The 13,456-nt window shown below is 61.2% G+C and carries 17 protein-coding genes; 5 read left to right on the top strand and 12 right to left on the bottom strand.

The genetic code is table 11. From position 1 onward, the window contains the following. Positions 1–2: 2 nt before the first annotated feature. The 12 genes from C3938_RS01160 to C3938_RS01215 all read right to left on the bottom strand — a co-directional run bounded on the left by C3938_RS01160 (position 3) and on the right by C3938_RS01215 (position 8,965). Positions 3–1,379, bottom strand: coding sequence for an ATP-binding protein (locus tag C3938_RS01160; protein ID WP_233998576.1), 1,377 nt, complete (start codon positions 1,377–1,379; stop codon positions 3–5). Between the two features lie 4 nt (positions 1,380–1,383). Continuing rightward, positions 1,384–2,058, bottom strand: a complete 675-nt coding sequence (locus tag C3938_RS01165; protein ID WP_105101450.1) for a response regulator transcription factor — start codon at positions 2,056–2,058, stop codon at positions 1,384–1,386. Positions 2,059–2,104: 46 nt separating this feature from the next. Continuing rightward, positions 2,105–2,506, bottom strand: coding sequence for a PepSY domain-containing protein (locus C3938_RS01170; protein ID WP_158681512.1), 402 nt, complete (start codon positions 2,504–2,506; stop codon positions 2,105–2,107). A gap of 55 nt (positions 2,507–2,561) precedes the next feature. Further along, a complete protein-coding gene (locus C3938_RS01175; RefSeq protein ID WP_105101452.1) occupies positions 2,562–3,143 on the bottom strand; it encodes a glycine zipper 2TM domain-containing protein in 582 nt (193 codons plus the stop codon). Positions 3,144–3,334: 191 nt separating this feature from the next. Continuing rightward, complete coding sequence (locus tag C3938_RS01180) at positions 3,335–3,850, bottom strand: DUF3106 domain-containing protein (protein WP_105101453.1); 516 nt, start codon at positions 3,848–3,850, stop codon at positions 3,335–3,337. After that, positions 3,831–4,112 (bottom strand): hypothetical protein, encoded by a 282-nt coding sequence (locus C3938_RS01185; protein WP_105101454.1) that lies wholly within the window; start codon positions 4,110–4,112, stop codon positions 3,831–3,833. Before C3938_RS01185 ends, C3938_RS01180 begins: the two co-directional genes overlap by 20 nt. Beyond that, positions 4,096–4,470, bottom strand: a complete 375-nt coding sequence (locus tag C3938_RS01190) for a hypothetical protein (RefSeq protein ID WP_105101455.1) — start codon at positions 4,468–4,470, stop codon at positions 4,096–4,098. Before C3938_RS01190 ends, C3938_RS01185 begins: the two co-directional genes overlap by 17 nt. After that, positions 4,467–5,003, bottom strand: coding sequence for an RNA polymerase sigma factor (locus C3938_RS01195; RefSeq protein ID WP_105101456.1), 537 nt, complete (start codon positions 5,001–5,003; stop codon positions 4,467–4,469). The genes C3938_RS01190 and C3938_RS01195 overlap by 4 nt, the downstream gene beginning before the upstream one ends. A 101-nt stretch (positions 5,004–5,104) precedes the next feature. Continuing rightward, positions 5,105–5,554, bottom strand: coding sequence for a hypothetical protein (locus tag C3938_RS01200; RefSeq protein ID WP_105101457.1), 450 nt, complete (start codon positions 5,552–5,554; stop codon positions 5,105–5,107). A 114-nt stretch (positions 5,555–5,668) separates the two neighbouring features. Further along, on the bottom strand, positions 5,669–7,039 hold the full coding sequence (locus C3938_RS01205) for an L-cystine transporter (protein ID WP_105101458.1): 1,371 nt from the start codon (positions 7,037–7,039) through the stop codon (positions 5,669–5,671). A 131-nt stretch (positions 7,040–7,170) separates the two neighbouring features. Next, entirely contained in the window at positions 7,171–7,656 is a 486-nt protein-coding gene (locus C3938_RS01210) for a TlpA family protein disulfide reductase (protein WP_158681513.1), read from the bottom strand. Next, positions 7,622–8,965, bottom strand: a complete 1,344-nt coding sequence (locus C3938_RS01215) for a YihY family inner membrane protein (protein WP_105101460.1) — start codon at positions 8,963–8,965, stop codon at positions 7,622–7,624. The genes C3938_RS01210 and C3938_RS01215 overlap by 35 nt, the downstream gene beginning before the upstream one ends. A 171-nt stretch (positions 8,966–9,136) precedes the next feature. Between C3938_RS01215 and arsC the strand changes: the two genes are divergently transcribed. From arsC to C3938_RS01240, 5 genes are all read left to right on the top strand, one after another. Beyond that, entirely contained in the window at positions 9,137–9,481 is a 345-nt protein-coding gene (arsC, locus tag C3938_RS01220) for an arsenate reductase (glutaredoxin) (RefSeq protein WP_105101461.1), read from the top strand. Next, the gene (gene wrbA, locus C3938_RS01225; RefSeq protein ID WP_233998578.1) at positions 9,481–10,089 is read left to right on the top strand and encodes an NAD(P)H:quinone oxidoreductase; all 609 of its coding nucleotides are present in this window, start codon (positions 9,481–9,483) and stop codon (positions 10,087–10,089) included. Before arsC ends, wrbA begins: the two co-directional genes overlap by 1 nt. A gap of 2 nt (positions 10,090–10,091) precedes the next feature. After that, a complete protein-coding gene (locus tag C3938_RS01230; protein ID WP_105101462.1) occupies positions 10,092–10,475 on the top strand; it encodes a DUF2069 domain-containing protein in 384 nt (127 codons plus the stop codon). Between the two features lie 90 nt (positions 10,476–10,565). Next, positions 10,566–12,434 carry a signal peptide peptidase SppA gene (gene sppA, locus C3938_RS01235; protein ID WP_105101463.1) on the top strand — a complete coding sequence of 623 codons (1,869 nt, stop codon included), beginning with the start codon at positions 10,566–10,568 and terminating at the stop codon, positions 12,432–12,434. 203 nt (positions 12,435–12,637) lie between these two features. Beyond that, on the top strand, positions 12,638–13,375 hold the full coding sequence (locus C3938_RS01240) for an RT0821/Lpp0805 family surface protein (RefSeq protein WP_105101464.1): 738 nt from the start codon (positions 12,638–12,640) through the stop codon (positions 13,373–13,375). The last annotated feature ends 81 nt before the right edge of the window (positions 13,376–13,456 follow it).

Consider the following 13,456-nt stretch of genomic DNA (forward strand, 5'->3'; position numbering starts at 1 on the left):
TTCTACAGCGTAACCCGCAGGGTAAGGCCCCCGAGATCCGCCTCGCCGCGCTCGGACATGGGCACAATGACGATCTCGCCGTGGTAACTCTCCACAATATCCACCACCACCGCAAGCCCGATACCCTGTCCCTGCTGTTGCTGATCCGCGCGCACGCCGCGCTGGACCACCTGTTGCCACTGGGTTTCCGTGAGTCCGGGGCCGTTGTCGGCCACCACAATCTCCAGCCCGCGTCCATCCGCGGTATTGGCGATTTTTGCCAGCAGTTTTCCGCCACCGTACTTGTAACCATTGTCCAGCAGGTTGCCGAGCATCTCCATCAGGTCACCCTCGTCACCGTAGAACAGCACCGATTCATCGCACAGCAGTTCTGCGTCCACATGTTTCTCGCGGTAGACCTTATCGAGCGCGGTCAGAATTTTCTCCACCAGTGGTTGCACCGCCACACCGCGCAGGATGGATTTGGGGGAGCTCGCCACTGCGCGCTTCAGCTGGTAGCTGATGATGCTGTCCATACGTTGCACCTGTTCCGCCAGCGCCGCCTGGGCAGACCGCGGGTCGGATGACAGGTCCATGCCTTTCAACACGGCCAGCGGGGTTTTCAGGCTGTGGGCGAGATCGCCGAGGGTGTGCCGGGTCTTCTCCCGCTGGCGGCGCTCGTTTTCGATCAACAGGTTCAGGTTGTCGGTGAGGGGTACCAGTTCCCGTGGGAAGCTGCCCTGCAATGTGTCACTGCCCCCCTGCTGCATCTCCTTCAGCGCCCGCGTCACCCGGCGCAGCGGTGCAAGTCCCCAGCGCAACACCAGCAGCTGTACCGCGATCAATGCCAGTGCGCCGATGCCGAGCCAGCGCCACAGGGTATCGCTGAACTGCTGGACCTGGGCGTGCAGCGGTCCCGCATTTTCCAGAATGACGAAGGTGAACTGCAGTTCGCTGTCGAGCCCCCAGGCAATGCCCTGGCGGAAACTGCTGAAGCGGGTATCGAGCCCCGGCAACTGGATCTCGGCGAACGCCTGCTGCCCCTGACGAAGCGGCAGTGGCAGCGACATGGTGGAAAAATTGGGCAGGCTGAGCGCGGACTGGGAGCGCCAGATCACACGGCCACGGGCATCCATGACCGCACCGATCAGGCCGGAATCCGGCTGATTGAAGCGCTGCTCGGGCAGGTTGAACGGCAGGTGCAGGCTGTCGCCATCCGGCTCCGCTACCACCAGCAGGGTATAAATGTAAGCCTGCAGTTCACGCACCTTGGCCTCATCCAGGGAGGTGCGGTACGCCCGCTCCAGCACACCGGAGAGCACCGCCAGAAACACCAGCAGTACCAGCGTGGCCATCAGCGACAGACGGCCCGAAAGAGAGTGCAGCCAGCGGGTCAGCAACGAATCAGCTCACGGCGGAAAAACGGTAACCGCGCCCGCGCAGAGTCTCAATGGGCTTCACCCCACCGGCGGCATCCAGTTTCTTGCGCAGACGACCGATAAACACCTCGATGACATTGCTGTCACGGTCGCAGTCCTGCTCGTAGATGTGCTCGGTGAGGGTGGTTTTCGACACCACTTCGTCCGGGTGCAACATCAGGTATTCCAATACCTTGTACTCGAACGACGTGAGTTCCAGCTCGCTGCCGGAGACCTTCACCCGCTGCGCACTGGTGTCCAGTTCGATGGGACCAGCGTTGATCGTGGGGGAGGAGAATCCCGCGGAGCGGCGCACCAGCGCATTCAGTCGCGCCAGCAGCTCCTCGGTGTGAAAGGGTTTGGTGAGATAGTCGTCGCCGCCCGCCTCCAGACCGCGCACGCGCTCCTGCCAGTGGCCGCGCGCAGTGAGGATCAGGATGGGGAAGTGGCGGGACTCCTTACGCAGGGTTTCGATCACGGCAATGCCGTCCATTTTCGGTAACCCGAGGTCCATCACCGCTACGTCGTAGGGGTATTCCCGCCCCAGGTACAGGGCCTCTTCACCGTCCGGTGCCTCATCGACGGTGTAACCGGCCTTGCGCAGGGATGCGGCCAACTGTTCCCGCAGGGCGTACTCATCTTCCACCAGCAGTGCGCGCATAAAAAATCCTCAATTGCATTGATGCGGAATGTCCGTGCGGACGGGGTCAGCCGGAGATCTGCCCGGTCTCTTTGTCCACGAACACCACATAGACCTGGCTTTTGTCGGAAAGTCCCTTGACCCGGTACATGGCGCGACCATTGCGCTGCACTTCACTGATGGCCAGTATCTTGCCGCCGTAGCGGCGCTTTACCAGGGATGCGGCCTGGTCGCGGGAGATGCCTTTGTTCTGCATGCGGATGCTGGCCAGCGGCTGCAGCTTGCCCCCGTGGCGTTCGATCTGCACTCGCGGCAAGGGATTCCGCTCCCCGTGGTGTCCTCCAACCGGCAAACCACCACCGGATGGCCCTGCGTACAGCGGCGCGGCCAGTAGTGCCGCCAGTAGGCCAGTCACCAGTAGCATCGCCGCCTTTACCCGGGGGGCTCTGGGGGTCGCGGGAAGTTTCACAATGCAGCTCCTGTTGTTCTGAAAGCAGTGATCCGTAAACACCGGTCAGCAATCATCACAATACCGGCGTCACATCTACGCGAACCCGGATTCTATCCCCAGGATGCTGGTTCGTGCGAATCAGATATGTCTGGCCGTTGTACTGGTAGTTGACGTCGTACCCTACCAGCTCGCGGCGGGTGTTGACCTGCTCCACCACCTGGCAGCGCTGCTGGGTGCCGTACTGCACCGGTGCATTGTGGCTGCTGATGGCGTTACCGATCACTGCGCCGACGGCGGCGCCGGCTACCATGCCGGCGCCTTTGTTACCGCGATGGTAGTGGCTGTGGCGGCCCCAGCCATGGCGATAGCCACGCGCGGCATCGCGCCCGACGGCAGCGCCGATCAGGCCGCCGATGATGGCGCCCGCTGGAGAAGGTTGCTGATAGGTGACCGTCTGATCCCAGCACTGGGTACGGGGCTCCACCACCTGAATATCGTTGTAGACAGGAATCACGGCGGTGACAGCGGCGTAGTCGTAGCCGTCGTCGGGATAGTAGCCGCTATCGCCAGCGGCTACATGGGCACTGACCCCGACCAGGGTGGCGGTCAGCCCGGCAAAGGCCAGTTGCTTGCAGAGTTTGTGAAGATTCAACATGTTCAGTGCTCCCTGAGACCCGGTTTGCGGTGATTGCTTTGCCCTGCCCCGCCGATATGCCCGGCGGGACGGTCACCTTTTTCCGACCTGATCAGGCCGATGGGAGCACTTTACGTGGACCTGGCTGAATCTTTCCTGAACTCCGGGGAACTTTTCGCGCTTGTCAGGGGTAATCAGCGGTTGCGGCTCGATCACTGGTCCGCTGACTGACGCCGGCGCAGGCGCTCTTTAAAGCGCTCCCGCTGCTCCGGTGTAAGGTTGCGCCAGCGCTCGCGCAGCCGCTGCTGCTGCTCCGGCGTCAACTGACGGAAACGCTGACGGGCTTCACGGATTTTCTGACGCTGCTCCGGCGGCAGGGCTCTGAAGCGGGTGTAGGTTTCGCGCAGCCTGGCGCGTTGCTCCGGCGTGAGGTCGCGCCATTTGCGAAATTCCCTGCGCGCCTGCTGGCGCTCAGCATCGGACATCTGCGCCCAGCGATGTGCGCCCTGCTGGAGACGTGTGCGCTGCTCCGGGGTGAGCTGATCCCAGCGGGATTCGAAACGCTGCAACAGTTGCCGCTCACTCTCGCTGAGTGCCTGCCATTCCGGTGGCTGGGCGATGGTCATGGGACTCAGGCCCAGAGCCAGTAGCAACAGCAAACCGGAAAACAGTGGCCGGCCGCCCGGATATCCATTTCCCAGGTTTGTTTTACGGTTTGTCTTGTTCATCCGAACCCCCTTCTGCCCCGCGCGGCAACTCACCCGGCGCCATTGCCGCCGCGGCGCCGCTCATCGGTTCACCACTTTCCAGTATCTGTTCCAGTTCCGTCGGCGCCACGAATTCCCCCGCGTCGTCGGCCCACTCCGACAGAAGCAGCAGGAAGTCCTCCTCCAGGGCCTCATCGGCAAACACGGGGGATACCAGCCACAAAAGTCCGACACTCAGCGCGAACAGGCGGCCCCGCCGCGTTGCATCAGGATGCGCGGTCATCCAGTGCCTCCTCGGCCAGCCACTGGTAAAACTCCACATCCTCGATCATTTCCAGCTCGGCCTCCTCATCCAGCAGCCAGACGTCTGCCAACAGGGTGCTCTCTACCGCGGCGACATCCGAGCCACCCCGCCCCGGCAGCCACAACGCCAGCGCCAGGGCGGCAGCACACACACCGCCCAATGGCAGCCACAGCCCGGCTAAACGTTGACGCTGGTCCAGCGCACGGCTGCGGGCTCGGCGCAGGCGGGAGAGCGTTTCACCATCGAGGTTTCGCTCCCGTCGCGCCAGTGCCTCACGAGCGGCGCCGGCAGCGAGCGCGTTGCGACGCGCGCGCTCGGAATTTTTATTCGCGCTCATCGGACATCCTCCAGCAGTGGGCGCAGGGCCTGCAGGGCCCGGGAAAGGTGGGTTTTTACACTGCCGCCACTGCAGGCCATGGCCGCGGCGGTTTCAGCGATGTCGAAGCCTTCCACACAGCGCAACAGAAACGCCTGTTGCTGGCGCAGAGGCAAAGCGGATACCGCCTGCTCGATCGCGGCGAGGGTGCGTTCGGAAAACACATCCTGCTCCGGACGCGCGCCGTACAGGTCGGGGAAATCAGCGGGTTCGAACTCGTCTTCTTCGCCGTCGTCCGCGGCGACCCGCTCGCGCAGCAGCTGCCAGCGGGAGATGGTTTTACGGCGGCGGTGCCAGTCGGTAATGCGGTTATTGAGGATGGTGAAAAACAACGGTCGCCACTGCTCGCGCGCCTTGTGGTGGTAGCGGCGCACCAGCGCGAACATGGCGTCCTGCACGATATCCAGTGCGTCGTCGCGGTGACCGACCCCCATCATCGCCATGGAAAATGCCCGTTTTTCCACCGAAGCCAGAAACTGGTCCATTGAATCCATGAATGCCGCTGTTGCGCGCCCTTTGTCCGAGGGTTCTTCTAATGGGTGTACCCCTGTTCCGCAAGGAAACAGGAGTCACGCTCTCATTCCACCGCCAGGGGTTACTTGCGCACGCGCTCGCTGCGGCGGTCCATCCGACGATCGACACCCTCGCCCTTGCGATCGAGGCGACGGTCTATGCGTGTCCCTTTGCGGTCCAGACGATTGTCGATGCGGTCCCCCTTGTTATCCAGGCGGCGGTCGATACGGTCGCCTTTCTTGTCGAGGTGGGTCGACAACTTGTCGTTGCCGTTGGCCGCCGCGTGATCGGAGGCGCGATCGAGACGGTTGTCGATACGGTCGCCCTTGTTGTCCAGACGATTGTCAATGCGGTCGCCCTTGCGATCCAGGTGATTTTCCGCAATGTCACCGCGACGGTCGAGGCGGTTTTCGATACGGTCGCCTTTGTTGTCCAGGTGCTCAGACAGTTTTTCACCGTCTTCGGCCCAGCCGGCGGCGGCGAAAGACAACAGCGCGGCCAGCAGTACAGTCTGTTTTTTATTCACTTTCATTTTTTGCTCCATCTTGTCGTGAAACGATCTGATTGGGGAAAACGTCAATGTTCACCAATCAGAACGTGCGGCCCCGGGAATCGGTTGACATGTGGATACAAAAAAATAAAAAAATCAGCCGGCGGTGCCGTGCGCGGCCTCCGGGTCGTCTCCATTCCCCAGCCAGCGCTGAGTCAGGGTACCCGCGGTCATGGCACCATTCACGTTCAGTGCCGTGCGCGCCATATCGATCAGCGGTTCGACGGAAATCAGCAGTGCCGCGATCTGCACCGGCAGCCCCATGGTGGGCAATACCACCAGCGCGGCAAAGGTGGCACCGCCACCGACCCCGGCGATACCAAAGGAGCTGATCACGATCACCGCCACCAGGGAGGCGAGCCACACCGGGTCGAACACGTTGATGCCCATGGGTACCGCCACCATGACCGAGAGCATCGCCGGGTAGATACCGGCACAGCCGTTCTGGCCGATGGTAGCCCCGAAGGAAGCGGAGAAATTGGCAATGGCCGGGGAATTTTTCAGCTCATCGATCTGGGTTTCCACATTCAGTGGAATGGTGGCCGCGCTGGAGCGGGAGCTGAAGGCAAACACCAGCACCGGCCATACCTTGGCGAAGTAATGTAGCGGGCTTATCCCGTTCACCAGCAGCAGCAGTGCGTGCACCGCGAACATCAAGGCAATGGCGACAAACGACGCCACAACAAAACTGAACAGATTGAAGATGTCCGCCCAACTGGACTTGGCCACCAGTGCCGTTACCAGCGCCATGACCCCGTAGGGGGTGAACGCCATAACCAGCCGCACCAGCTTCATGATCCAGGCCTGCGCCACGGACACGAACTGCTCGATGATGGCGCCCTGCTCGGGGCTGTCCCGGCGCACTGCAAGCGCGGCCAACCCCAGTAACACAGCGAAAACCACCACCGCAATCACCGAGGTATCCCGCTGGCCGGCGAGATCGGCAAAGATGTTACGCGGAATAAACGAGGTGAGAATTTCCGGAATGCTGAGATCACTCACGCGACCGATGCGCTCGTTCAGCACCTCGACCCGCGCGGCCTCCCGCGCCCCCTCCACCAGCCCCTCGGCGGTAAGTCCGAACAGATGAGCGACCACGACACCGATCAGCGCGGCAATGGCGGTGGTGCCGAGTAATACCGCCAGCACGGATACGCTGATCTTGCCGAGGTCACTGGTATGACTGACCTTGACCACCGCGGAGAGAATGCACACAAGAACCAGTGGCATCACCAGCAGATGCAAGAGGTTGACGTAGCCCTCCCCCACCAGACTGACCCAGTCCAGTACAAAAGGCAGATTCACGCCCCAACCTTTCGCCAGGTGCATCAGGCCGCCAAACAGCACCCCCAGCAGCAGACCGGCGAAAACTGCCGGCGCCAGGCTAGTGCGGCTTCGGTGCCAGCGCGCCAGCGGCCACATCAGGAAAAAGAAAAACGCCAGGAGAAGCAGAGCACTCAATTGCATTGGGTGTGAGTCCGGATTTTCAGATTTGCTGAGAAATAGTTGGCGGCATCCTAACAGTTGGCGTCTTTTTCCCTTAAAGACGCTTTGGTTATAGCACTAGAAGTGAAACGGAAAATCCGCCGCACTCGCGCTCAATCCTGCACTTCCGCCACCGCAGCCGCCAACGATTCCGCCGTCTGCGGGCCCACCAGGGTACGTCGCCAGTGCCCGGTGGTGTCGATGATAAAGGTGGAGGGCAATACCTGCGGTATGGGTTGCCCCCAGCGGCCCTCAGGCGCCGCCGCCAGCAGCGGAAACTCGATGGCAAACCTGTCCGCCTGCAACCGGACCTGCTCCGCCGGCAACTGATCAAAATTCACGCCGAGTACCAGTACCTTTTCCCCATGCTCACGATAGAAGGCGTTTAGCTCGGGGATTTCCTCCCGGCACGGCGCGCACCACTCTGCCCAGTAATTCACCAGCAAAATTTTGCCGTCAGTGGAAAGCGGTTCGCCGTTGAGGGACTGCAACCCACCATCGACACCGTCGCAGCCGCCACAGCAGATTGCAATGCACAACAGCGCAACGCGCCGTGCGGCCGGCTTAAGAATTTGCGGTGCGGCTCGAAGGTTTGACACGGGCATTGCGGTTGCTTCCCTTGCTGGCTGGATTGTTGTCACTGTTGTTACTGGCATCCTCCGCCACCGGTTCCACGGACTTTTCCAGCATTTCCGTTGCCACGGACTGGCGGAACAGGTCACCGAGGCTCTGGGAGAGATGCTCACGGGAAAAGCCCCGCGCCTCGCGGAAGCGGGCGTCCACTTCCCGGAACCAGGGGCGCGCCGCCAATTCGCGGTGGCCGCTCTCGGGTACCGGCGCCGGGTGCAGCCAGTCGAGCATCTGCTCCAGGGTTATGGAATCCAGATCACGTACCAGCACGTGGTCATTGCGATCGGTCTGCGCGATCACCTTGTTGGACTGGAGGATTTCACGGATACGCCGCCACTGTGCCGGGCGGATGCCCGCGCGGGAAATATCCTGCTCGCTCACCGGCAGGCCCTTCTGGTAATTGCTGAAAAACTTCGACATCAGCACCAGTGTGGCCACGAGATCCGAATAATTACGCCCCTGCGCGGCGGCGTGATACGCCGACAGTGTCCGTACCAGTACGCAGCCCGCCAGTACGATCATCCACAGGGTATAGATCCAGATCAGAAACAGCGGCACAAAGGCAAAAGCACCATAAATCGCCTGCACCGAACTGCGCGATACGATGGCACCAAACAGATACTTGGCGGCCTCAAACGCGATCGCAGTGATCACACCGCCGGCAAGACCGTACCGAAGCGGCACCCGACAATTGGGTACCGCCACAAACAGCAGCGTGAACGCGACCGCGGTAAAAATGAACGGCAACACCCGCAGCACGACGGGCAACAGGCCGAGGCTGTCGTTCTGGGCGAGAAATTTCTGCGAGAAAAGATACGTGGTGGCGGCCATGCCGGCGCCGAGCAGAATCGGCCCAAGGCTCAGAATGGCCCAATACAGCAGAAAACTGGAAACCCCCTTGCGCCCCCGGGGAATATCCCAAATGGCGTTAAAGGTGGTCTCGATATTTTTCAGCATGAAGCCAGCGGTCAACAAGAGGATGGCAATACCGGCACCGGTCAGCCTCTGGGCCTGTACGGAGAAGTTGTTGATGTACTCCTGTACCTCGCGCCCGCTCTCCGGCACGAAGTGGGAAAAGATCTGCTGCTGTATTTTGCTTTCGAGACCGGCGAAATCCGGAAACAGTGACAGCATGGCATAGCTCACCGTCACCAGCGGGACAATGGCGAACAGTGTCATATATGTGAGTGCAGCGGCGTTCTGCCGGCAGTTTTTATCGTTGAACACCGTCCACAAAGAGGTGAAGAAGCGACGCCAGCGATGCACCATTTCCGTCATGGGTCTTCTCAGCTTGTTATACGTTTTGTCATATACGGGCCAACGCCGGATTATTCGATGAATCCTGCGGGGAAAACCGTGCAGTTTGTGCAGATAGTGCGCCATACCTCAGCGTAGACGACCAACCGCAGGCTGCTAGAATACGCCAAACCTTAACAGGATACCCTTTCGATGTGGACGATCTACCATAACCCCCGCTGCTCAAAATCCCGCCAGACCCTGCAACTGCTGCAAGACAACCAGATTGAACCGGAAGTGGTGCTCTATCTGGAAACCCCACCGGATGCCGCCACCCTGAAATCCCTGCTGAAAAAACTCGGCATGAGCGCCCGCGACCTGCTGCGCAAGGGTGAAGACGCCTACAGGGAACTGAATCTCGGCGACACCAGCCTGGAGGAGGATGCGCTGATCGCCGCCATGGTGGCCAATCCAAAGCTGATCGAGCGCCCGATCGTGGTCAGGGATAAGTCAGCAGTGCTCGGTCGCCCGCCGGAAAATGTGCTGGAACTGATCTGATGAGCGCTTCCATGTCCTCCGAGCCCTACGTACTCATCCTCTATTACAGCCGCAGTGGCGCCACCGCCAAAATGGCGGCGGAACTTGCCCGCGGCGTGGAAGAAGCCGGCCTCAGCGCGCGCCTGCGTACCGTGCCGCCGGTCTCGCCCGATACGGAAGCCAGCCTGCCGCCAGTGCCCGACAGCGGTGCACCCTACTGCAGCGCCGATGACCTGCGCCACTGTGCCGGCCTGTTGCTCGGCAGCCCCACCCGCTTCGGCAATATGGCCGCGCCACTGCGCCACTTCCTCGACCAGACCAGCGACATGTGGCTCGATGGCAGCCTCACCGGCAAACCGGCCGCGGTTTTTACCGCTACCGGCAGCCTGCATGGTGGCCAGGAAAGCACTCTCATCTCCATGATGCTGCCACTGCTGCACCACGGCATGCTCATCGCCGGTATTCCCTACTCCGAAGCTGCCCTCATGCACACCACCACAGGAGGAACCCCGTACGGCGCCTCCCACTGGGCGAGCGGTGGCGCAAGTGAACTCAGCGGCGATGAAATCACCCTGTGTCGCGCCCTCGGCGCCCGTGTCAGCACGCTGGCACAGAAGCTGGGAGAGTAAACGTGGCAAAACAACCCAAAACCCTCGACACCGCACAGGTGGCGCGCAAACTGGACATCGCCCGCACACTCAACTGGATCTGCTACGCCGGCCTTCTGCTACTGTTCGCAGTGAAGACACTGATCATTGATGGCAACGTAAAGTGGTGGCTGCTGCAGACGGTCCCACTGCTGCTGGTATTACCCGGTATGCTCAAGCGCCAGCAGCGCAGCTATTTGTGGCTGTGTTTTATTCTGCTGTTGTATATCACCGCCGGCATCGTCGATGTAATGATGCCTACACGCGGCTGGCAGCATGGCGTCCTGACCGCCCTCAGCCTTATTCTGTTCGTTTCCGCAATGATGGCCAGCCGCTGGCAGGTGCAATTGCAGAACGCAAAGACTTAACAGATCGGCTTGCAGAGTTGAATTTTCCGAGAAGGCGTCGCCACCGGGCCAGAAAAGAAACGTTACAGACCGACAACAAGGAGTTCAGGTTTGACTGAATCAACACGTCACCGCGGCCCCATCCGCCGCTTTTTCGGAGCCATCGGTGGTGCCATCACCTGGCTGCGCCGGGTATTTACCAACCTGCTGTTTCTGTTGCTGCTGCTGTTTATCGGCGTAGTCATTTTTGGCGGTGAAGAACGCATCACCGTCCCCCAGGGCGGCGCGCTCAAGGTGGCGCCCGGTGGCTACCTCGTCGATGAACTGAGCCAGCCCAGCGGCGTACCCGCTTTCCTCGGCGGTCCCTCCGCGCCGCCGGAAACCCGCGTCAAAGACCTCGTCGACGCCATCGACCGCGCCGCCAGCGATACCCGCATTGCCGCGCTCGTACTGGAGCTGGACTATCTCGGTGGTGCCAGCCTCAGCAAACTCGAAGAAGTCGGCGAAGCCATCCAGCGCTTCAAAGCCAGCGAAAAACCGGTCTACGCCATCGGCGACAATTTCACGCAAGGCCAGTACTTTCTCGCCAGCTATGCCGACAAGGTGTACATGAATCCCATGGGTTCGCTGCTGCTCACCGGTTTCGGCAGCTACCGCAACTACTACAAAAGCGCACTGGATAAACTGAAAATCAACTTCCATGTCTTCCGCGTGGGAGATTACAAGGACTTCATCGAACCCTACACCCGCGACGACATGTCCCCCGCCTCGCGGGAAAACAACAGCCGCTGGCTGCGCCAGTTGTGGAGTGAATACACCGAGCAGGTGACGGGTCTGCGCAATCTGCCACCGGAATCCATCGACAACTACATCGCCGACCTGCCCCAACAGCTGCGTGCCGAAGGCGGCAGCTGGGCCGATGCGGCACTCGCCAACAAATTCGTCGATAAACTGCTCACCCGCCGCGCCGCCATCGCCGAAGTGCAGGAGCTGGTGGGTGTAAGCAATGACGACAAATCCCAGTACAAATCCATCGATGCCATGGATTACCTCCGCCACACCAAGCTGACCAACCTGCCGGACCCACGCCATAAGATCGACAAGATCGGTCTGATCAGCGCCGCCGGTGCCATCGTCGACGGCGAGGCCCCCGCCGGCCAGATTGGCAGTGAGACGCTCGGCAAACTGATTGCCGAAGCGCGCGAGAAAAACGTGAAAGCCCTGGTGCTGCGCATCGACAGCCCCGGCGGCTCCGCGTTCGCCTCCGAGGCCATCCGCCAGGAACTGCTCGCCACCCGCGAGGCGGGAATTCCCGTGATTATTTCCATGGGCAGTGTCGCCGCTTCTGGTGGTTACTGGATTTCTGCCGGTGGTGATCGCATCTGGGCATCCCCCTCCACCATCACCGGATCCATCGGCGTGTTCGGTGCCTTCCCCACCTTCGAGGATTCCCTGGAGCACCTGGGTGTGTACAACGACGGCGTCGGTACCACCGAGCTCGCGGGCACCATGCGCCTCGACCGCGCTCTGCCGGAAGCCGCCGCCGATATCCTGCAACAGGGCGTGGAGCACACCTACGCGAAATTCCTGCGCCTCGTCGCGGAGGCCCGCCACAGCACGCCACAGGAAATTCACAAAATCGCCCAGGGCCAGGTATGGACCGGGCGCATGGCCCACGAACTGGGGCTGGTGGACGAACTGGGGAATCTGCAGGACGCCATCGCGGATGCTGCGCAGATTGCCAACCTGGAAAAATACGAGGTACTGGAAATCCAGCGCGAGCTGAGCCCCAGCGAAAAGCTGATGCGCACACTGGCGGAAAATGTAGATGCGAGGATCGCCGCCAGCGTGGAACAGAACCTGCCTCTGGGTGCCTGGCTCAGCGGTCTGCAACCGGCACTGCAACCATTCGCGGAGCTGAAAACCTTCAGAGATCCGCGCGCGTTGTATGTGCGCTGCATGAGCTGCGTCGCACCCTGACCGCCCCCGGCTCTGTCGCCGCTGACCGCAATGCCTGCATCGTCAGTGGGACAGAGCCCGCCCTCCTCCTGAACGCCCCTCGATCGCCTCTCAGTCTCCACACCTCTGCGATATCCAGAACGTAGACCGATTCACTTACGGTTCAGACGGCGATTGGTAGTATCCCCGCCATATTGATAAGCAACCGTCACCGGAACCGAACAATGAAACAACGTTCAACCGCCATCACCGCCCTGCTGTGCGCGAGTCTGTCCATGTCACTGTACGCCGATCCGCCCGAAGGGCGCGGCTGGAAGAAAAACGACAAGCACCACAAGCATGAGTACAAAGAAGAGTACTGGGACGGCAACTGCAAGGTGGAACGCAAATGGAACGGTAAAGGCGACTACAAGGAGGAAAGCACCTGCAAGGCACCGCGTCATGCTGACCACCATCACCACCACGATCGCCCGGTGCGCGTCGTCGTATTACCGCCCTGGTTCAACCAGCAAGCCCCGGAACCGGAGTACCGCCCGGAGTGGCGCCCCACCACACAGACGTCCGCCACCAGTTGCAATAGCGACAAAGTGGGCAGTGTATTGGGCGGTTTGATCGGTGGCGTAATCGGCCACCAGATCGGTGACGGCCGCGGCAACACCGCAGCGACCATTGGCGGCGCCATCGCCGGTGTGCTGATCGGTGGCGAAGTGGGCCGCCGCATGGATCAGCGCAATCAGGCCTGTCTGGCCCAGGCGCTGGAGTTCTCCCCGGAGGGCGAGAGTATCCGCTGGCAGAATGCACAGGGCGGCGAGAACTACACCGTTATTCCCGGCGCGGTGGAACAACGCGGTGATCAATACTGCCGCACCTTTACCGCGGCCTATGATGTCAGCGGTGACTCCCGCAGCACCCAGGGCGTTGCCTGCCGACGTCAAGACGGCACCTGGGTCCGCGCCAACTGATCACCGACCTGTGCTGCCGGCCTTACGCCGGCAGCATGTTTTATCGGATTCCCTTCTTTTCCCCGTCTGGCCGAATCTACC

This window comes from Microbulbifer pacificus, assembly GCF_002959965.1.
Classification (GTDB): Bacteria; Pseudomonadota; Gammaproteobacteria; order Pseudomonadales; family Cellvibrionaceae; genus Microbulbifer; species Microbulbifer pacificus_A.

Coding starts and splice junctions, on each gene's coding strand:
- C3938_RS01165 (WP_105101450.1), bottom strand. CDS start 2,058: ATGCGCGCACTGCTGGTGGAAGATGAGTACGCCCTGCGGGAACAGTTG.
- C3938_RS01175 (WP_105101452.1), bottom strand. CDS start 3,143: ATGTTGAATCTTCACAAACTCTGCAAGCAACTGGCCTTTGCCGGGCTG.
- C3938_RS01180 (WP_105101453.1), bottom strand. CDS start 3,850: ATGAACAAGACAAACCGTAAAACAAACCTGGGAAATGGATATCCGGGC.
- C3938_RS01185 (WP_105101454.1), bottom strand. CDS start 4,112: ATGACCGCGCATCCTGATGCAACGCGGCGGGGCCGCCTGTTCGCGCTG.
- C3938_RS01190 (WP_105101455.1), bottom strand. CDS start 4,470: ATGAGCGCGAATAAAAATTCCGAGCGCGCGCGTCGCAACGCGCTCGCT.
- C3938_RS01195 (WP_105101456.1), bottom strand. CDS start 5,003: ATGGATTCAATGGACCAGTTTCTGGCTTCGGTGGAAAAACGGGCATTT.
- C3938_RS01200 (WP_105101457.1), bottom strand. CDS start 5,554: ATGAAAGTGAATAAAAAACAGACTGTACTGCTGGCCGCGCTGTTGTCT.
- C3938_RS01205 (WP_105101458.1), bottom strand. CDS start 7,039: ATGCAATTGAGTGCTCTGCTTCTCCTGGCGTTTTTCTTTTTCCTGATG.
- C3938_RS01215 (WP_105101460.1), bottom strand. CDS start 8,965: ATGACGGAAATGGTGCATCGCTGGCGTCGCTTCTTCACCTCTTTGTGG.
- arsC (WP_105101461.1), top strand. CDS start 9,137: ATGTGGACGATCTACCATAACCCCCGCTGCTCAAAATCCCGCCAGACC.
- wrbA (WP_233998578.1), top strand. CDS start 9,481: ATGAGCGCTTCCATGTCCTCCGAGCCCTACGTACTCATCCTCTATTAC.
- C3938_RS01240 (WP_105101464.1), top strand. CDS start 12,638: ATGAAACAACGTTCAACCGCCATCACCGCCCTGCTGTGCGCGAGTCTG.